Source organism: Rhodococcus sp. PvR044 (assembly GCF_040548995.1).
Lineage (GTDB): Bacteria > Actinomycetota > Actinomycetes > Mycobacteriales > Mycobacteriaceae > Rhodococcus_G > Rhodococcus_G oryzae.
Map to the genome: position 1 here is coordinate 166,905 of NZ_JBEPSX010000010.1, position 20,293 is coordinate 187,197.

The 20,293-nt window shown below is 62.6% G+C and carries 11 protein-coding genes and 1 pseudogene; all 12 read left to right on the forward strand.

The genetic code is table 11. From position 1 onward, the window contains the following. The first annotated feature begins 822 nt into the window (after nt 1–822). Nucleotides 823–2,454, forward strand: coding sequence for a DUF5677 domain-containing protein (locus ABIC28_RS21655; protein ID WP_354580788.1), 1,632 nt, complete (start codon nt 823–825; stop codon nt 2,452–2,454). A 150-nt stretch (nt 2,455–2,604) separates the two neighbouring features. After that, nucleotides 2,605–3,237, forward strand: coding sequence for a DUF1819 family protein (locus ABIC28_RS21660; protein WP_354580790.1), 633 nt, complete (start codon nt 2,605–2,607; stop codon nt 3,235–3,237). Then, the gene (locus ABIC28_RS21665; protein ID WP_242421153.1) at nt 3,234–3,857 is read left to right on the forward strand and encodes a DUF1788 domain-containing protein; all 624 of its coding nucleotides are present in this window, start codon (nt 3,234–3,236) and stop codon (nt 3,855–3,857) included. The genes ABIC28_RS21660 and ABIC28_RS21665 overlap by 4 nt, the downstream gene beginning before the upstream one ends. Further along, on the forward strand, nt 3,854–7,381 hold the full coding sequence (brxC, locus tag ABIC28_RS21670; protein ID WP_354580793.1) for a BREX system P-loop protein BrxC: 3,528 nt from the start codon (nt 3,854–3,856) through the stop codon (nt 7,379–7,381). Before ABIC28_RS21665 ends, brxC begins: the two co-directional genes overlap by 4 nt. Before the next feature lie 43 nt (nt 7,382–7,424). After that, nucleotides 7,425–10,988: a BREX-1 system adenine-specific DNA-methyltransferase PglX gene (gene pglX, locus ABIC28_RS21675; protein ID WP_354580795.1), complete on the forward strand. Its 3,564-nt coding sequence runs from the start codon at nt 7,425–7,427 to the stop codon at nt 10,986–10,988. Between the two features lie 92 nt (nt 10,989–11,080). Continuing rightward, nucleotides 11,081–11,314, forward strand: coding sequence for a DUF1016 N-terminal domain-containing protein (locus ABIC28_RS21680; RefSeq protein WP_354580797.1), 234 nt, complete (start codon nt 11,081–11,083; stop codon nt 11,312–11,314). 3 nt (nt 11,315–11,317) lie between these two features. Next, entirely contained in the window at nt 11,318–13,822 is a 2,505-nt protein-coding gene (gene pglZ, locus ABIC28_RS21685) for a BREX-1 system phosphatase PglZ type A (protein ID WP_354580799.1), read from the forward strand. Beyond that, nucleotides 13,822–15,972 carry a BREX system Lon protease-like protein BrxL gene (gene brxL / locus ABIC28_RS21690; RefSeq protein ID WP_354580801.1) on the forward strand — a complete coding sequence of 717 codons (2,151 nt, stop codon included), beginning with the start codon at nt 13,822–13,824 and terminating at the stop codon, nt 15,970–15,972. Before pglZ ends, brxL begins: the two co-directional genes overlap by 1 nt. 226 nt (nt 15,973–16,198) lie before the next feature. Continuing rightward, nucleotides 16,199–16,803, forward strand: a pseudogene (locus ABIC28_RS21695) (3'-5' exonuclease); the annotation flags it as partial. Between the two features lie 100 nt (nt 16,804–16,903). Then, nucleotides 16,904–17,857 carry a GIY-YIG nuclease family protein gene (locus tag ABIC28_RS21700; protein WP_354580803.1) on the forward strand — a complete coding sequence of 318 codons (954 nt, stop codon included), beginning with the start codon at nt 16,904–16,906 and terminating at the stop codon, nt 17,855–17,857. A gap of 338 nt (nt 17,858–18,195) precedes the next feature. Continuing rightward, nucleotides 18,196–18,795 (forward strand): T3SS (YopN, CesT) and YbjN peptide-binding chaperone 1, encoded by a 600-nt coding sequence (locus tag ABIC28_RS21705; RefSeq protein ID WP_354580805.1) that lies wholly within the window; start codon nt 18,196–18,198, stop codon nt 18,793–18,795. A gap of 153 nt (nt 18,796–18,948) precedes the next feature. After that, on the forward strand, nt 18,949–20,286 hold the full coding sequence (locus ABIC28_RS21710) for a TY-Chap domain-containing protein (RefSeq protein ID WP_354580807.1): 1,338 nt from the start codon (nt 18,949–18,951) through the stop codon (nt 20,284–20,286). Nucleotides 20,287–20,293 lie beyond the last annotated feature (7 nt).

Here is a 20,293-nt window from a genome sequence, read left to right on the forward strand (position 1 = left end):
CGGTCAGTCCGGAAGAGTCGAGTCGTGTAGTGATGCCCCCAAGGGGCGTTCGAGTACGCGATCACCAGCGTCTCCGGAAATCCGTGATGCACGGCAGTGGCCCCGGCCACCGACTCCCAGGGCAGATACGACTCGAAACTCCAGCCCCGCTGCCAGATACCGTCGCTCGACAGCATCAGCGATCCCCGCTGCAGCCGGACGGCCAGCACGGCAGCGAGATACGACGCACTGAAGAGGCCGATCGCCCCGAAGATGACGCTCGCGCCGGGAAAGCCCTCGCCTCGGGTGTTCAGATAGATCTCGATCGCGCCCCACCGCATAGCGCCGTGATGGTGGCCATCATCGCGGTCATCAGATGAAACACCAACGCGGAGTAGCGAATCTAGGTAACCGCGGAACCATTGATCGATGAGGTCCGGATATCCTGGCCGCGGTGCGTCGAGCCCCGGAAGAGCCATTCGTGCGGGCAAGTTGCGCGCAGGTGTGTGCGGTGTTTCTTGGGAAATGGCGCAGCGTCGTTGACAAGCGCATCGTCAGCGCGCCGTTGACTGAATGAGGGCCGGCACGGCAATGCTCGTGAGTTTGGTGGGAGCGCGCTTCCTCGGCCTCGTGTCTCTCTCGATCCTCGGGCGTGAAGTGCATGGTGCCGCGGAAGGCCCAGTGGTCCGCGTCGATAGGTGAGGCCGCGAGCGGGCATACATCTGTTTCCACCCGATCGGTCTGGCTTCCGGCTGGATCCACCAGTCCGCTGGTGGCACCGGAATTCCCCGTGCGGACTTGCGGTCAGCCAGCGTTGTCGGTCCCTGAAGGTAAATTCGGAACGTGAACTTCCCGAAGCCAAACCAGCACTCAGGCCCACTGACGGGCCATGTGAGAAAGGGACGCGTTTACAAGTCCCCGCTCGCTGCGACAGGTGTGCTGAGCGTCGCGAACTGGCTCAAGGACGACCTTCCCGATCTCCTTTGGCCTGCACTCGTCCTGGTCGAGTTGGGTAACGACGGTGTCCGGCAGTTCGTGAAATGGCAGAAGGCTGTGCAGGAGTGGCTCGCTCACCATGACGAGGGCGGATGGGTAGCGGAGTTACTCGATGGACGACTCACTCATCTAGCCGTGCTGGTTGATAAATTCCCCGACGCATCTGCGATTGTCGTGGACGAGGCGAGACGCCACGGCCTTCTTTCTGAAGGGGTTCGAGGTGCGCTGGTGTCCTATCCGTACCTTCCTGCCCGGTGGCTTGTCGGCGACGTCGAGGTCACACCACCCCAGCAACAGGACCTCGAGCTCATCCGGGATGCGGTGCTCGGTGTCATGCAGGATGACCATCGCGAGGCGCTGCTGAAGTGCTTCCGCACGTGGAGCACCGTCCAGGCCGGAACGTTCAGCTCGAGAGCCGACACGATCGAGCTGCTCGAGGACTATCCAGTCGTGCCAACCAAACGTGCAGCGGCTGACTCGGTCGTGCGGGCAATGTGGGGCGCACACAAAGCGATGATTCAGGTCGATGATCCAAATCACTTCGATGCAGCGATCGAGTGGGCGCGCGTGTTCTGGGGAGCTAACTCGATGACGTCGAGATGTATCCGAAAGCGGGAGATCGACGGCGCGCAGGATGCCTTTACCGAAGAGTTGGACCCTGAGGCACTTTCTGGCCGTCCGGCCCAGCCAACGCCGATGCCCGAGGGCGGCGAAAACCTGCGTCGGTTCACCATGGATTTGCTCAGCAGCTTCGTCGAGGCGCTGGAGACCGCCCCGGCCGACCTCTACGCGAATGAACGGCAGGAGGTCGTTTCGGGGCTTGTGACCCGCGCCGGGCGTGATGTCATCGCGGTGCTGGGCGCTCCAGATATGTGGTGCGTTGAGCACGGTGCGCACATCGGACGCATGTTGGTGGAGACGAAGATTTACCTCCACTGGATGGCGCAGCAGGACCCGGCCATCTATCGACAGTTTCAGGAATACGGAGCAGGCAAGGCGAAGCTCTACTCTCGAATCGCGGATGAGCTACCCGACGAAGCGAGAACCGCTGGCTTTCGCGAGAGTATCGCTGAACTCAAGCGGCTGAGTCATAACGACGACGTGCTCGATCACCGGATCGTCGACACCCGCGACACCTTTGCGGAAGGCAAGTCGATTCGCGTGATGGCCGAAGAAGCCGGCGTGCTGGACTTTTACCGACAGTCGTATTCGCTCGCAAGCGGTGTCGCTCACTCAGAATGGTGGTCAGTTGAGACACATGCGATGGAACCGTGTCTGAACGTGCTCCATGGGATGCATCAAATCCCCAGCCTCTCGCTGAACTACGGAGGCAACGTCGAGCTCGCAAACGCATGGGTCGATCAGCTCTATTCGCTCGTGCGAGCGGGGCTGCAGATCCTGGGGACTGACGAGGGCGCGGTGGACGCTGCCTTCGCTTGGATGAGCGAGGGCGAGGATAGTGAGGAGCATCCGGCCTGACGGAACGTATGTGGCGACGTGGCTTGACCACCACTGGACGCGCAACAGTGCGACTTCTAACCTCAGTCAGCGGAACCACTGCCAGAAAGGTCGTAGGTTCCCGATAGTCTTAGTGCCGCCCAGCACACAGGAGGGGAGGCACAGCGCCAAGTGACCGACGAGACGCAATCGCGCTATGCATTGTCGTTCACCAGTGGCGGCCTCCTAGCCCGCGAGGGTGAAATCGTCGCAGCGATATACCTCGACTCTCGGGACTGGCAAGCGACCCGTGCCCGCGTTGTCGATGAGAACCTCCTGCTGGCCCGCACCACCTCATCGCTGATCAGACTCGCACGCGAGACCGTACAACGACTTGCGGCGCTGGACGACGACGAGATCGAGCTGCTTGTGGCGGGCAGCCCGACGGAGCAGTACCACCTGATGTGGACTGCGGCCTGCCGCCGCTACACGCTGATCGGTGACTTCGCCGAAGAGGTGCTGCGCGAGCGTTTTCTTCTGATGACGCCAACGCTCGACGCCGACGACTTCGACCGGTTCATCACCGGTAAGAGCCTGTGGCATCCCGAGCTCGACGGTCTGAAGCCGTCGACGCGGCAGAGGCTTCGGCAGACGTTGTTCCAGATGCTCCGCGAGGCAGGTCTGCGTACCGACGCTGGCGACATCGTCCCCGCCGTGATGTCCGAGCGTGTCACCGAGGTGCTGGACCACCGCATGCCCAGCGACCTCCGATTCTTCCCGACGACCACACCATTCACATCTTCAGGCGACCAGGTGCAGCGATGAGAACGACCCAGCGGAACCTCACCCATGACGAGAAGCATGTCTATGACGTGTTGCGCAGTGACCGGTTCCTGAGGATGGAAGGCCTCTCCAAGGAAGTTCCCTTCTTCATCTATCACTTCCCGCCTGCCTGGGCCCTCGATGTCGACGGCATGCGTGATCGGGTCACCACGAAGCTCCAGAGCGATGACGGGATCAGCGTGGTGGAGATCAATCTCTACGATCTCACCGTCGAACTCCTCACCGAGCGGGGTGTCTGGGACCGCGTTCTCCAAGCGGAACCGACGATGGACAAGACCGACTTCCGCGAGATGCTCCAGGGCATGCTCGATCCTCACGATCACCTCGCCCCGGCAATCCGCGCCCGGCTCGACGCCGAGTCAAGAACCGAGCCCAACACGACCGTCGTCTTCCTCACCGGAATCGGTGAGGTATTCCCGTTCGTCCGTACGCACACGGTGTTGGAGAACTTGCAGAGTGTGGTGGTGGGACGCCCGATGTTGGCGTGGTTTCCGGGGACGTACGAGTTCACTCAGTCGGCCGGACACCAGCTCCGCGCGTTGAACCTTGGCGCGAGTGACAGCTATTACCGGGCCAAGGACATTCTGGAGCAGGAGGCATGAGCATGACCACGATCAACGAGATCTTCGCCAAACCGATCGACCGCTCGATCGAGGGCGTCATCAAGGCCGACGATACCTCCCAGCTCGCGACCGAGGTCGAGGAGTACGTCCTCACCAACGAGGCCGCCAAGGGCGTCGAGCAGGTGCTGGAGGCGTACACGAACTACACGAACGCCAACGGCGTCTGGATCTCCGGTTTCTTCGGCTCCGGTAAGTCGCACCTGTTGAAGATGCTGGCACACCTCCTCGGCGACATCGACGGCCACGACTACCCGCGCGCCCACGTCTGCACCCAGTTCCGGACGAAGGCCGACGACGCGTTCCTGCCGCCGTTGATCGACAAGGCGGAGCGAATCGAAGCGACAAGTCTGCTGTTCAACATCGACCAGAAAGCCACCCTGATCTCGAAGGATCAGAAGGACGCCCTGCTGAAGGTGTTCGTCAAGATCTTCGACGAGTCTCGCGGCTACTACGGCAACCAGGGTCACATCGCCCGTTTCGAACGCGACCTCGACTCGAGAGGCCAGTACGCCGCCTTTCAGGAGTCCTTCGAGCGGATCGCGGGAGTCCCGTGGACCCAGGGCCGCGAACAGGCGGCACTCGAAGCAAGCAACATTGACAAGGCCTTCGCCGAGGTCAACGGCTCCGAGAGCCCCGGCATCATCCGCCAGTACAGCGCGAGCTACTCGGTTTCGATCGAAGACTTCGCCGACGAGGTCGCGGCCTGGCTCGACCGACAACCTGACGGTTACCGGTTGAACTTCTTCGTCGACGAGGTCGGCCAGTTCATCGGCAGCAACACCCAGCTCATGCTGAACCTCCAGACCATCGCCGAATCGCTTGCCACCAAGTGCCGGGGGCGGGCGTGGATCTTCGTGACCTCCCAGGAAGACATGGAGAAGGTCGGCGGCGACCGCACCAAGCAGCAGGCCAACGACTTCTCCAAGATCCAGGCGCGATTCAAGAACCGGGTTAAACTCACCAGCCAGGACGTCGAAGAGGTCATTCGCAAGCGTCTCCTGTCCAAGACAGATGGTGCGATCACCGAGGTCGAGACGATCTACAACGCGGAGCATGCGAACTTCAAGACCCTGTTCGATTTCGTCGAAGGCCGCCACTACCCGAACTACCGCAACGAGCGGCACTTCGTCGGCACCTACCCATTCGTGAGCTATCAGTTCCCGCTGTTCCAGGCAGCAATCGAGTCGATCAGTGACCACAACATATTCGAGGGCCGCAACAGCTCGGTCGGTGAACGCTCCATGCTCGGCGTCGTCCAGGAAGTCGCCACTGGCCTCGCCGACCAGCCGCTCGGCACCCTCGCGTCTTTTGACCAGATGTTCGAGGGCATCCGGGCGTCGCTCAAGTCCGCGAATCAACGCGCGATCCTGGGTGCCGAGAACGCTCGCGACAGCGGCAAGCTCAGCCCACTCGCGGTCCGGCTGCTCAAAGCGCTGTTCCTGGTGAAGTACGTCGACAGCTTCAAAGCCACGCCCCGTAACCTCACTGTGCTGGTCTACGACCGCTTCGGCACCGACCTGACACAGCTCGGCAAGGATGTCGTCGAGGCACTGAACACGTTGGAGGCGCAGACCTATATTCAGCGCAATGGCGACCTGTACGACTACCTGACCAACGAAGAGCAGAAGATCGAGCAGGAGATCAAGGACGTCGACATCGACAGCTCTGAAGTCTCCGCGAAACTCAACAAGTTGCTCTCCGAGTCGGTCGTGAAGTCCACGAAGGCCACTGCCAAGAGCGGCCAGATCTTCCCCTTCGGCTACAAGCTCGACGGTGTCCCGTACGGCAAGCAGTACGAGCTTTCGCTGCATTTCATCAGCCCCGAGACGGACTTCAGTCTGGAGCAGATCAAGATGCAGAGCGCAGGGTTGGACGAACTCCGAGTGGCGCTTCCGGCGGAAGCGAACCGAATCCTCGCCGACCTGCGTCTGCTCTTGAAGACTGAGAAGTACATCAAGCGCGCTCAGGGGTCCAGCCGCACCGCCGTGGAGAGTCGGATCCTCAGCGAGAAGGGCTCTCAGAACACCGAGAGAGAGAAGGAGATCGTCGAACGTCTCCGGGGAGCCGTCGGGGCGTCGACCCTGATCCACAACGCTGGGGTTCTCGACGTGACCGCCACGGATGCGCAGATCCGCATCAACGACGGCTTCGGCAAGGTCATCGCCGCCACCTACACCAACCTCAGCATGCTCGGCGGAAAGACGTTTGGCGAGCAGACGCTGAACGGACTGGTGAACCCGGCCGAGGGGATCGTCGAGGAGACCGGAAGTATCCTCGAGGTGCCCGCGGGCGACCTGCTCGGGCATCTGGAGTTGCGGGGCAAGCGGCACGAGATGGTCACGATGAAGCAACTCGTCGTGCGTTACACCACCAAGCCGTTCGGCTGGGACCAGTGGTCCATCGCCGCCGTGGTTGCCTATCTCGCGGGGCAGGCGAAGATCGAGATCCAGGTCGACGGTAAGACTCTCGCGCGGACGGAGATCGTCGGGGCGCTGCGCAACACCCAGCGTTACCCGAATCTGATCGTCGCCCCGCAGCGGGTCTACGACCAGAAGGTCGTGAACTCGTTCCGCAAGTTCGTCATCGAGTTCACCAACGACGGCGGCATCACGAAGGATGCCGCCGAACTCGGCCGCGTCGGCAAGGAACACCTCGAAGCCAGACTCGCCGAGCTGAAGGCACTGTGCTCAGGCGCCGCCGCCTACCCGTTCATCGCTCAGCTCGACGAACCGATCGGGCTGCTCGCGGAGATGAGCAGCAATCCGGCGGACTGGTTCGTCGAGCATTTCGCCGACGCCGACGATCTGCTCGAAGCCAAGGACAACGTGATCAATCCGATCAAGGCGTTCCTCAACGGAAATCAGCGCACCATCTACGACGGCGCCCGCTCGTTCGTGCAGGCGAACAGCACCAACATCGCCTACCTGCCAGCCGGAGTCGCCGACGGGATCGAGACGGCGCTCGAAGACGCCCAGATCTTCCGTGGCAACAAGACCATGCAGCTTGGCAGCGCGGTCGAAGCCGTGCGGGGGCAACTCGATGACGTAATTGCTACTGAGCGGGACGCAGCGACAGCCAAGATCGACAACTACTGGGAGCAGGTGCCCGCCAGCGCATCGTACGGCGCGGCGACCGAGGCTGCCCGCCAATCGGTGACCCAGCAGGCCGAGCAGATGCGGGCGCGCGTTCAGCAGGAGACGCAGATCCCAACGATCCGCAATCTAGCTGCGCATTTCGTCGACACGGTCTATCCCGCGATTCTCGACGAACTCGAAGCCGCGCGACCTGTTCCGGCTCCGAAGCCGGCGGCCTCCAGCGACGACGAATCGCAGGTTCCGAACACGCCGGCCCCTCCGGCGAAGCAGAGCATCTCGATCAAGAAGCTCTCGCTGCCGGGAGCCGGCGGGGTGCTCGAAACCGAGGCGCAGGTCGATGCCTACCTGGATCAGCTTCGTGCCACGTTGGTCGCGACGATCAACGACAACAAGCGCATCACCCTCTGACAGGCCCGAGCCTCTTCACAAGACACAGGTGTAAGGACGACGCATGGATACCAAGCCACTGGAGAGCTTCGCGAAGGCTGCCCGACGCGAACTGATCGTCGCCATCGAGGCACGGGTATCCGCGGTGCTCGCCGCCGGGTCCGTCGCGCGCAGTGAGCGCGCCGAGACCGTACGCCTCCTTGAGTCGGAGATCGCCGAACACGGTCGTGAGCACGTGATCGACAGGGTCGCCTACACCTGGTTCAACCGTCTGATTGCGCTGCGTTTCATGGATGCTCGGGGTTACACCGACGCCGGGGTCGTCTCGCCGGCATCGGGTCAAGAGCACGGCCAGCCGGAGATTCTGGCCGACGCGAAACGCGGTCTCCTCGACACCGAGGTCGTCACCAATGCCGGCACCCTCGACGCGATCATCGGTCTGTTGGACGGCAGTCGCCGCAGCACCGACGCCGAGGGTGAGGCCTTTGCGCTGCTGCTCACCGAGTACTGCCGGCATTGGCACAAGATGATGCCGTTCATGTTCGAGGCCGAGGGTGCCTACACCGAGTTGCTAGTACCCGCGGGTCTGCTCGCCCAAGGCGCCGTCTTGTCCCGTGCTCGCGAGGTGCTCACCGAGGACGTCTGTGACGACGTCGAGGTGATCGGCTGGCTCTACCAGTTCTACATCTCCGAGCGGAAAGCCGAGGTCTTCGCCGGATTCAAGAAGAACAAGAAGGCCGGGGCCGACGAGATCCCAGCCGCTACACAGCTTTTCACCCCGCACTGGATTGTTCGTTACCTCCTGGAGAACTCGCTCGGTCGACTCTGGATGCTCAACCGGCCGGTCTCGCGCCTGGTCGAGCAGATGGACTACTACATCGCACCGATCGACGAGGAGACAGACTTCCTGCAGCTTTCGGGGCCCGAAGAGCTGACCGTGATCGACCCGGCCTGCGGCTCTGGCCACATGCTCACCTACGCCTTCGACCTGCTGTATGCGATCTACGAGGAAGAGGGTTACGCACCGTCGGAGATCCCGTGCCTGATCCTCACCCACAACCTCCACGGCACCGAGATCGACCCCCGCGCCGGGGCGCTCGCCGCGTTCGCGCTCACCATGAAGGCGCGAGCGAAGGACCGCCGCTTCTTCACCCGTACCGAAGTTCAGCCGAAGATCTGCGTGATCGAGCCGATCTCCTTCACCCCCGATGAGCTGGACTTGCTCATCACGAAGGACGGCGACCGCGCCACCGAAGAAACGTTCTGGAATCAATTCCGTGACGCCGATATATTGGGCTCGCTGATCCAGCCAGACACATACGCGACCAAACACGCAGTAGCAGTCATGGAAGGGCTGAAGAGCCTTGAAGAGACGCTCCACTACGACACACTGAACCGTGCACGACAAGCTATCCAGCAAGCGAAAGTTCTGAGTAAGTCACACTCGGTCGTTGTCGCAAACCCGCCATACATGGGCAGCAGAAACATGAACTCGCGGCTCACGGAGTTCGCCAAGCACGATTTCCCAAACAGCAAGTCCGACCTGTTCGCAATGTTCGTTGAGCGGTGTCTCGACCTTCTGCCAAAGGGCGGTTACTCCGGGCTGATGACACCATTCGTCTGGATGTTCATCTCAAGCTACGAAGCGTTGCGACATCGCGTCATTCGGGACGAGGCGATCTCCACTCTCGTTCAGCTCGAATACTCAGGATTCGACGGGGCAACGGTTCCCGTTTGCGCGTATGTTCTGCACCGAGGTCGGTCAGATCAGATCGGCGCTTTCATTCGCCTCTCAGATTTCGTCGGGCATGCCATTCAAGGATCTAAGACTCTTGAAATCATCCAGGCTGATCGCTTGCGGCGTGCCGGCGAGAAAAGCACAGACATGCACCGCCACTTGTATAGGATTTCGACGTCGGAGTTCGCCGAGGTGCCCGGCACGCCGATCGCGTACTGGCTGTCCGACGCCATGCGCGCCGCCTTCGCAAAGGGCCGTTCGCTAAAAGCGTTCGCTAATCCCAAGGTGGGACTCCAGACAGGTGACAATAACCGTTTTCTACGTTCATGGTGGGAAGTCAGTGCATGCCGGTCTGCATTTAACTGCTCCGACCGCGACGATGCGATCGAGTCTGGCGCGCGGTGGTTCCCTTACAACAAGGGCGGCTATTTCCGTAGATGGTGGGGCAACCAAGAGCGCGTCGTAAACTGGAAAAATGACGGCGCAGAACTATATGCGTTACGTCCGAAGTCGGTCGTTCGAAGTCCTCAGACCTACTTCCTGCCGTCCGTGTCATGGTCTGATATAACTAGCGGCGACCCGGCGTTTAGAGCGTTCCCGTCCGGTTTTATTCACGATGTCAAAGGGATGTCCGTCTTTGGATCACGTGTGAAGCGCGAACTCCTCTTGTCCGTCTTGAATTCATCGACCTCGACGGCTCTACTCAAAGTCCTCTCTCCGACACTCAACACTCAAATCGGACAAGTTGCCCTGATGCCCATTGAGGATTTCGTGGCGCCAACGGTGATCGTCGATGCGGCGGTGGCAACTGCTAAAGACGATTGGGACGACTTTGAGACCTCGTGGGGATTCGCGGCGCCGTCACTGCCACTCAACACCGCGGACACCGAGACCTCACTTACTCAAAGAATTTCATTTTGGTCAGCTCGTAAGAAAGTCATCTCTCAGGAGCAGCAGACCCGCGAGCGGGAGAACAACCGCATTGTGGCAGAGGTGTATGGGTTGCAGGGCGAGGTTCCGATCGATGTGCCTTTGCACCGAGTGTCCCTGGCTCGCAACGTCGAATTCCGCTATGGCCCAAACAGATCTGCTGCTGAGTACGAGGCGCTGGAGCGTGCGGATCTCGCTGCGGAGTTGATCTCGTACGCTGTCGGCTGCATGTTCGGCCGCTACAGCCTCGATGAGCCTGGCCTGATCCTGGCCGATCAGGGCGCGACGCTCCAGGACTATCTGGACAAGGTTTCAACAGGCTCAACCGCCGGAGGAACGGGCTCAGCCAGCGAAGTGACGTTCATGCCGGACGCCGACAACGTGATCCCGTTCGTCGACGACGGCTGGTTCGAGGACGACATCGTCGAACGCTTCCGGAAGTTCCTGAAGGTTGCGTTCGGACTGGAACGCTTCGAGGAGAACCTGCGGTTCGTGGAGGAATCGTTGGGCGTCAAGACACTTCGCGACTACTTCATCACGAAGTCAGGTAGGTCGAGGTTCTACGACGATCACGTGAAGCGCTACAAGAAGCGTCCGATCTACTGGATGTTCTCCAGCCCCAAGGGCTCGTTCAACGCGCTGATCTACTTGCACCGCTACACGCCGTCGACGGTCTCGACCGTGCTCAACGAGTACCTGCGTGAGTACGAGAACAAACTGCAGAAGGCCCTCGAGCGGGCAGAGGTGGCGGCCGCCGGCGGATCTTCGGCGAAGGACCAGAAGGAAGCGGACCGGCTGCGCAAGGTGCTCGCCGAACTGCGTGACTACGAGCACGACGTGCTCTATCCGCTCGCCACGCAGCAGGTTCAGATCGACCTCGACGACGGCGTCAGGGTGAACTACCCGAAGTTCTACCCGGCGGTGAAGAAGATCGCCGGCCTGGATGCCGGCGATGAATGACGGTGATGTATTTGACGCAACCATGCACTCTGAGTCGAAAGCTCACGCCGACGGTGCCGGGCCGGTGTGCCGTGGGATGTACGGGCAGTCGCATGGCTGAGCTGCAGCGCCCAGGTGAGGCAGGCGACCTGTTCGGACGGGTGTCGGCGGTGATCGAGGAGACCCGCGCTATTGTCGCCGCGCCGGTGAATGCGGCACTGACACTGACGAACTGGCGGATCGGGCATCTCATTGATTCCGAAGTACTCGGCAAGCAGCGTGCCGGGTGCGCAGAGGAGACTGTGGCCATGCTGTCGCCACAATTGACGAAGCGTTGCGGAGGATGAGGAATGAGTAAGACTCCTACGATCGCCGACCACCTCGCGGATCGCTTCGACTCCAGACGCATCGTCGTCTGGCACGACTCCGACGGCGGTTATGCAACCGAACTCGACACTCTGGCACCGGGCGACGTGACAGTGCTGCGCGTCGCCGACACCGAGTTCGCGATCAAATACAGGGTGTTGCGCGAAGAACCGGCAGCGAAGTTCTTGATTTACCGATCCGGCAATGTGCCCGAGGGCGTCGGGAACTGGCTGCTCGACATCGAGCTGGCCTACGGCCCGGTGTTCACTGCCGACCGTGGCGCGCTCATACGGTCCGACCTCGGGCTCACGGCGCCAGGCTCCGAGGAATTGATCGCCCGGTACTCATCGTTCTTCGACGACGCGAAGCTGGTGACGAGACTCAAGGCGATGCCGCTGATCGGCGCCGACTTGACGGTGGTGCAGGCGCAGATGTGTGCCGTGCTTCTGAACCAGAAGGAGCACAGTTTCTCTGAGCTCACCCGCACGCTGTTGATGCAGCACGCCGACGGCGATACCACCGGATTCGATGCGCTCGCCTCCCACGGCCTCGCGGACTTCTACTGGGCCGGCGCCTCCGGCATCTACGGGTTCACGTCGCAGGCGCCAACAGTGGCGGGGTTTGTGCTGTGGATGTTCCAGCGTGCCGTCGGCGGGTTCGACGTCAGTGAGTCGAACAAGGTGCGGAACCTGGCGCTCGATTTCCGCGGCTTCCGCGACTCCAAGCGCAGCAGCGCGGCGATGAAGTCGCTGGCCCGCACCGTCGAGCGCAACCTCGACTACGCCGATCACGTCTGTGAGATCGCGTGGGAGACGCTGAAGGAAACCGACGTGTTCGACGCCAGCGAGCGTGAAGTGATCCGGCGTCTGGTCAAGGGGATCATTGCGAAGACGATGTCGTACCGCGACATCGCCGATGCGATCAGCGCCAGGCGCCGCGACAGCTTCTGGTTCGACGACTACGCGACCCTGTACGAGGGGCTGAGCGCGGCAGCCGAGCTGATTCCGGCGATCCGGAACGCCGTGCTTCACGTCACCAACTTCGACGAAGGCCTGACGCGGTATCGCGACGAGTGGTTCCGCATCGACCAGCGCTATCGACAGTTCACCCAGGCCTATCTGACGGCCGAGTTCAAGCAGCCGATCGAGGCGCTGGCCGAGCTCGTCGAGAAGGCCTATGTCACCGATTTCCTCGCCCCGCTCGGGGTGGCGTGGCAGCAGCAGATCGATACGGTCGCGCAGTGGCGCACCGTCGGTCTGACCTCGCAAACGTCGTTCTACAGCCACTACGTCGCCCCGACCCTCACGGGCCGCAAGAAGGCCGTCGTGATCGTCTCCGACGCACTGCGCTACGAGGTGGCCGACGAACTGAGCACCAGGATCCGCGGTGAGAACAAATTCTCCGCCTCGATCGACGCCATGCTCGGAGTGCTGCCGTCGTATACGCAACTCGGGATGGCGGCGCTGCTTCCGCACACCACGTTGGCGCATTCTTCAGAAGGTGATCCAGTGCTGGTCGACGGGCAGAAGTCTGATGGCACCGCGAGCCGGAGCAAGATTCTCAGCGCGGTGGGTGGCACGGCGATCCAGGCCAAAGATCTTCTCGAGATGAAACCGGCCGACCGTCGTGAGCTGTATTCGTCGAACCAGGTGCTCTACGTCTACCACGACACGATCGACGCTACCGGCGACAAAGCCGTCTCCGAGCACCGAACCTTCACGGCGGCAGCGGACGCGGTCCGCGAGCTGATCGACATCATCAAGAAGCTCGCGAGCGCGAACGCGACGAACATCATCGTCACCGCCGATCACGGGTTCCTCTACCAGCGTTCCAAGCTGGCCGAGCAGTTCAACCTCACGGTGAAACCGCAGGGCGAACAGATCGTGAAGTCCAAGCGCCGGTACGTGCTGGGGCGAGGCTTGAAGAAGGACGCTGCGTTCACGACCTTCCAACCCGATCAACTGGGACTGTCGAGCGATCTGGAAGTGCAGATCCCGAACTCGATCCAGCGAATCGTGCAACCCGGAGCCGGATACCAGTTCGTGCACGGCGGTGCGTCGCTGCAGGAAATCGTGGTGCCGGTGATCCAGATCAACAAGAGCCGCACCGACACGGTCGAGCCGGTCAACATCGACATCCACCCCGAGTCGGATCGGATCACAACCGGGCAAATCGTCGTCAAGCTGTACCAATCGGCCAAGGTGGAGCCGCACAAACCCGCGCGGCGCCTGCGTGCCGGCCTCTACTTCGGTGACACGCTGATCTCCGACGAGCAGGAGATGACCTTCGACTCGAGCAGCGACGCGGGACGCGACCGATTCCAAAGCATCACAATACTTCTCAGCAAGGCGGCAGACGAGGCCAACAACCACAGCGTCGAGTTCCGGCTCTCAGAGTCGATCGAGGGCACCGACCAGTGGAAGAAGTACAAGAGCGCGCCGTACACGATCAAACGTGCCTTTGCCAGCGACGACGGATGGGATTTCTGATGAGCGACCACATCGACCTGACCGGGGCGGCCCTCATCGAGCAGACGCCCGACGAGAGCCCCGCGGAGGCCGTGGCGGAGACGACTGTGTTCGACCGAAAGATCAACGCGCACTTCCCGGGAGCGGTGGTGCGCAAGGACCTGGTCAAGGCCGTCAAAGGCAACGCTATCGTGCCGTCCTACGTGCTTGAGTACTTGCTCGGGCAGTTCGCCGCGACCGACGACGAGGCGACGATCCAAGAGGGTATCGAGAAGGTGCGCCGGATCCTCGCCGAGCACTATGTGCACCGCAACGAGTCAGAGCTGGTGAAGTCGAAGATCCGGGAGAAGGGGCGCTTCCGGATCATCGACCGGGTCAGCGTGGCGCTGAACGCGAAAGATGACCTCTACGAGGCCTCCTTCGCCAACCTTGGGATCAGGGGTGTGGTGATTGATTCAGGGACGGCGACCAGCAACCCGAAGTTGCTGGTCAGCGAAGTGTGGTGTCTGTGCGACATCGAGTACTTCCACAGTGACGACCCGCGCACCGTGCCATGGATCCTCGGGAGTCTGAAGCCGATCCAGATGTCGAACTTCGACTATCACGGCTACCTCGACGCGCGCCAGGCATTCACCACCGATGAGTGGATCGACCTGCTGATCCAGTCGATCGGGTTCAACCCCGAGATGTTCGGGCGTCGGGCCAAGCTGCTCCAGTTGACCCGGCTGGTCCCGTTCGTGGAGCGCAACTACAACCTCGTCGAGCTCGGCCCGAAGGGCACCGGTAAATCGCACATCTACTCCGAGTTCTCACCCCACGGCATGCTGATCTCCGGCGGCGAGATCACCGTGCCGAAACTGTTCGTGAACAACGCCAACGGCAAGATCGGTCTCGTCGGTTACTGGGACGTAGTGGCGTTCGACGAGTTCGCGGGCAAGAAGAAGCGCACCGACAAGGCGCTGGTCGACATCATGAAGAACTACATGGCGAACAAGTCGTTCTCCCGCGGTGTCAGACCGGAAAGCGCTGAGGCGTCGATGGTGTTCGTCGGCAACACCTCACACACCGTGCCGTACATGCTCAAACACTCGGATCTCTTCGACGAACTCCCCGAGAGCTACCACGACTCAGCTTACCTCGACCGGCTGCACTTCTACATTCCCGGCTGGGAGGTCGACACGATCCGCGGCGAGATGTTCTCCAGCGGTTACGGTTTCGTCGTTGACTACATAGCCGAAGTCCTCAAGTCGATGCGAAATCTCGACTACTCCGATCGCTACCAGCGGTACTTCACACTCGGCTCGGATATCTCCACCCGCGACCGCGACGGCATCCACAAGACCTTCTCAGGTCTGATGAAGCTGCTCTACCCGCACGAGCAGGCCACCGCTGAGGAGATCGAGGAGATCCTGCGTTTCGCGATCGAGGGCCGCAAACGTGTCAAGGACCAGATCCTGCGCCTGGACGCCACCATGGCTGCGGTGAAGTTCGGCTACCAGTCGCTCGCGGGCGAGTGGACTGCCGTCACCACGCTGGAGGAGGACGAGTACCCAGCGCATTACCACCGCGGTCGCCGCGGCGCTGCGGGCGATGGTGGGGAACCCATCGACGCCCCGGTTGGCCCCACGCCGAGTACGGCCGGCTCGGAGGCTGCGGCTGTCCCGTCCCCGGTCAAGGAGGAGCTGTTCCAGGGTCAGCGCGACTTCGTCGAAAATCAGCGCGGCATTTCCTTCGAGACACTCCTCATGCCGTACCTGCGAGGTGCGACCGAGATCGAGTTGCACGACCCGTACATCCGGATGAGCCACCAAGGCCGGAATCTCGTTGAGTTGCTGGCCGTGATCGCCTCGGCCAAAGACCCCGCCGACGAGGTGACGTTCAAACTGTTCACCGTGCTCGATTCTGACCCCGAATATCAGAAGAGGCAGTTGCAGATGCTCGGTCAGATCATTCAGGGCGCTGACCAACAGGGCATCAAGGTTGAGGTGGCCAAGGACCCTGGCGGTCACGATCGCTGGATCCGCACGGACAACGGATGGCGCATCAACCTCGGTCGCGGCCTCGACATCTTTCAGAAGCAAGAAGGTGGCTGGCTCGACTTCGGCAGTACGCGCCAGGAGTTCCGCCAGGTGCGGGCATTTGGCGTGACGTACATCCGGGAAGCGAAGTGACCGTGGACTGACTATGGGCGTGAGACTGCCGTCGTCGCCCGTGACTGGATGGTGGCGAAGGATTTCGCCACCATCTGATGGAGTCGACAGTCTTCGTGCTGTATATGACCGCGACGATGCTCTCGCCGGTTGGGGGCGCGGGCGAGGGTGCCGGGGCAGCGGACGAGTAGGCACGGGGTGCGGTCGAGCTGGTCGACGACGGTGGCGGTGCCGGGGGTGGGCGTAGATCGTCGGCCGCGCCCGGCGACTGACCCTCAACTGCCGCACCACCGCTCAGAACCTGCACTTCGCGGTGAGCATCCTGTCCGGGGCCGAGTTCAAGGATCTCGAGCAAGGCGAAAGGTCGACCGCCGAAATACCGATCGGCTCGGCTGGGTCCGCGTCCGCGGCTGCTCGAATGCACTGACGCCGCTGCCGAACTCGACAAGGTCGCTGAACTCGTCCAGTCGTGGATCGACGAGGAGGTCGACAAGTCGACTATCGCAGTGCTCACGCGCGGCCAGAACGACCGCAGCCAGTTCGTCCGGGGCACTCGGAGAACGCGGCATCGATGCGCGGGCGCTGGACAGCAACCCCGCCACCACCGAACACGTGCAGGTGCTCACCATGCACCGGTACAAGGGTATGTAGTTCTCCCGCGTCGTCCTCGCCGGCATCGACGACTCCCACGTCCCGTCCGCAGCGACATTGCGCGCCGTGCCCGAGGATGAGCAGGCCGAGGCATTGCTACGAGAAAGGTCGCTGCTGTACGTCGCCGCAAGCCGGGCTCGGGACGAGCTGGTGGTCTCATGGAGCGGGAAGCGATCGGGCTTGTTGGGAGCCGACAAGTGATGCCTGAGCTCTTCGAGGTATCGTGGGGGAAGTACGAGACATCCGCATTGCATCGACCTGTAGCGCACCCAATGTCAGTGGCACCAGATAGCTTTCTTGCATGACGCGTCATTCAGTTGGGTTTGTGTACGTGCTATCAAACGCATCGATGCCTGGGCTGGTCAAAGTTGGTTGCACATCCAGACTTGCAGAAGATCGCGCGAAAGAACTCCAGACTACTGGGGTTCCGACCCAATTTCTTGTTGAATTCCGCATCCTCACGTCGCACCCTGAATCAGTCGAGAAGCACACACACGAATCGCTTGACGCTGAACGAGTTTCACCCAATCGAGAGTTCTTCACGACTCCAGTCGAGGAGGCAATTCAAACGGTTCGCGAGGCGGCTCTCTTGGTCGACGGAATTGACGCTCGGGCAACCGGTCCGACGACCTACGTGGGGCCCCGCGACCGCGTTGTGCTCTCTCTCCGTGCAGGCGAGTTGTTCTTTGTGATCGGACATCCAAACGGACCGCTCTATCCGCCTCAGGTCCTCGATATCTGGCAGGCTCAATCTGACGGCGATGCCCTCGAGCTCTACGGAACAGACAATCCCGAACACGTTTCAAGCTTCAGCGCTGCCGATAGCTTCGGTCATGTTGACCCGGTGCCGTACATCGATCGGCAAGCAACGTCCCTGAATGGCACCATCATCGGGAAGGAAAGCCTCGACATCGGAGATCGCATCCTCTGGATTCACCACGATGCCCAGTCCGGGGTTTGCGCCACCAGCCTGATCGAATCGAGTTGTCACTGTCAGGTCGTTAATCGAACTTGGAATCCGAGGGTTGACATCTCGGGCTTTCCCCGGATCCTCAACCTGGTCGACGAAGACGTGCTCGTTCCTTCACTGATTCCCGAGGTAAGAAAGGTGTTGGCATCAGGACCGCCCAGAACGGTTTCGGCCACCGGACGACGATTACGTGGAGAAACGCCGTCTTCGGAAGACCCCCCACACTCCGAGTATTGGCTACCAGCACTATCGCCCAAACCGAAGAGAGGCAAGACAACCTCATAGTCGCACGATGGGCCCGAAGCGTGGGCGGTGATCCAAATTCTGTTTGCGACCGATCCTGGGCGGCGAGCGTCCTGCAGCGAGTCGACCGTAATAAGTCGGAATGCGACGTCAATCTGGAACTCGACCTCCCCGCGGGGAGTGACTTCAACATTCATCCATGTCGGACATCGTTCGTTACCGCGCATACCGGGGATCCGCTCGCCTTGACCCACAGCGTCGACCGCCCGCCACCCACCGGACGACCCTCAGTCACCACCCCGCGCTACCGTGGACCCGCACACCCAGACCACCACAGCAGCGGCCAGCCGTACCCCGGTCCGGCGCAGGACAGAGGAACCATGAGCGACCACGACAACACCGACGACCAGCCGCTGCGGATCGACGGCGCACTCGCCGTGGTCACCGAGCAGCACGACCAGCTGCACGCCCTGTGCGTGCGCACCCTGGCCGAGCTGCTGGGCTCCGAGCCGGACACCGACGAGGACGGCGACATCGCGATCCCCGTGCACGGCTTCGCGGTGTACGTGACCGTCGCCGACGACGGGCCGCAGCTGCACGTGTGGTCCTCGATCGTCACCGGCATCACCGACCGCGCGCAGGCCACCACGCAGCTGGTCGCGCTGTCGGAGGAGTGGCCGCGGCTGCGCTTCGCGCTCAGCGAGGAGCACCTGCTGGTCTCCACCCTCCTCGACGCGGACCCGTTCGCGCCGCAGCACCTGCTCAACCTGATCGACGAGATCCACGACCTCACCCACGACCTCGACGACGACTTCGCGGACCGCTTCGGCGGCACCCTCGACTGCGACGCCGACGACGACAGCTACGCAGGCGACTGCGATGGCGGGGGCTGCGGTGGCGACTGCGCGTGCGGCGATACCGACGAGCACGTCGAGGGCGACCTCGGCATCACCGCGGCCGCACCGACGACCACCGCGTAGTCGAACCAACCAATCCCGAAGGCAGCAGGCGCTCGGCAAAAAGCCGGGCGCCTGCTCCGTCGCGTCCTAGGCCACAAAGTCGGTCCCTCGCGTTACCCTGCATGCCGACGGTCGGGAGTGCGGCCGGAGCGCGCTGCAGATGGGACCACACCGTTGCCGGACCTCGAAAAGTTCGACCAGGCCGTCGAACTGGCGTGGCGTGAGTTTCGCGGCACCCTCGCCGACCACATCGGCACGATGCGCGGCGAGGACATCCTGGTAGTCGAGCTCGCGGAGGAGCCGGGCGTCGGCGGCTACCTCCCGTGCGTGCAGTTCCTGGCCTGGGCCGAGGACCTGGTGCGCTGCGAGGTGCCCTCCAACGCCTTCCTCGACCCCCGCTTCGCCCTGTCCCCCGCCGACGAGGCGCTGCTGATCGAGCTGGGCTGGCAGCACCCCACCTGCGCGCCCGACGCCGATCCCGGGGACGGGTCCCCCGCCCACTTCCTCGACCGCACCGTCCGGTGGTCCGACCAGCTCGCCTCGATGGCCGTGGCGGCGTTCCGCGACGTCTGGAGCGTGCCGCACCCGAGCTTCCTGCGGGCCGAGGCCATCGGCAGCCGGGCCGGCCATCTCACCGGGCCCACCGTGCGGGACTGGCTCGCCTCGGACGTCGACCCGATGCTGGCCGTCGCCCCGCGCGACCCGGACCACCTGCGCGATCTCGTCGAGGCCGCCCTCACCGACCTGCTCGGCGACCAGCCGCAGGTCGACAGCGACGGCGACTTCGTGCTGACGATCGAGGGGCACGCGGTGTTCGTGATCCCGCACGCCACCGAACCCGTCGTCCGGCTGTGGGTGCCGCTGCTCTACCGGATCGGGGGCCGCACCCGCGCCGCCGAGACGGTCGCCGACCTCACCGCACGCTGGTCGCACCTACGGTTCGTCCTCAGCGAGGACCGTCTCAACGCGGTGATCGAGGTGCCCGGGTTTCCGTTCGTGCCACGACATCTGACCGACCTGCTCGACCGGATCACCGCGTTCCTCGCGACCGTGGACCGAGCGTTCGCGTCACGATTCGACGCCGTCGGCTACCGCACCACCCCCTCGCCCGCCGCGGACCACGAATGCGTCCCGGACGTGCCGCCGTCGCTGATGGCGGTGATGCAACTGGTGCTCTTCGGCGAGGGTGACCTCGACGCCGAGACCGCCGCCGACGTCTGCGAACGCGACCGCACCACCATCCTCGAGTACATGCGGATCAGCGCGGAACGCGTCGCAGAGTGGCGCAGCTCGCTCGAAAAGGCTCGCACCGAGGCGGATACGGACGAGATCGCACTGTGCGAGGGGGAGGCCGCGGCCTGGTCCGACACCCTCGCCGCGCTCAGCGGCGCCCTGCGGGTCGTCAGCTTCTCCCGGCCCGGGCTGGCCCCCGCACCACCGGTGGAACCGCCGCGGCAGATGGAGCTGTTCGAGGACCCGGCCGAGCTCACCCTGTTCGACGACCCCCGCTGAGCTGGCC

Bases quoted from the DNA above. Each gene is read 5' to 3' on its own strand.
- ABIC28_RS21665 (WP_242421153.1), top strand. From the start codon at position 3,234: ATGAGAACGACCCAGCGGAACCTCACCCATGACGAGAAGCATGTCTAT.
- brxC (WP_354580793.1), top strand. From the start codon at position 3,854: ATGAGCATGACCACGATCAACGAGATCTTCGCCAAACCGATCGACCGC.
- pglX (WP_354580795.1), top strand. From the start codon at position 7,425: ATGGATACCAAGCCACTGGAGAGCTTCGCGAAGGCTGCCCGACGCGAA.
- ABIC28_RS21680 (WP_354580797.1), top strand. From the start codon at position 11,081: ATGGCTGAGCTGCAGCGCCCAGGTGAGGCAGGCGACCTGTTCGGACGG.
- pglZ (WP_354580799.1), top strand. From the start codon at position 11,318: ATGAGTAAGACTCCTACGATCGCCGACCACCTCGCGGATCGCTTCGAC.
- brxL (WP_354580801.1), top strand. From the start codon at position 13,822: ATGAGCGACCACATCGACCTGACCGGGGCGGCCCTCATCGAGCAGACG.
- ABIC28_RS21700 (WP_354580803.1), top strand. From the start codon at position 16,904: ATGACGCGTCATTCAGTTGGGTTTGTGTACGTGCTATCAAACGCATCG.
- ABIC28_RS21705 (WP_354580805.1), top strand. From the start codon at position 18,196: ATGAGCGACCACGACAACACCGACGACCAGCCGCTGCGGATCGACGGC.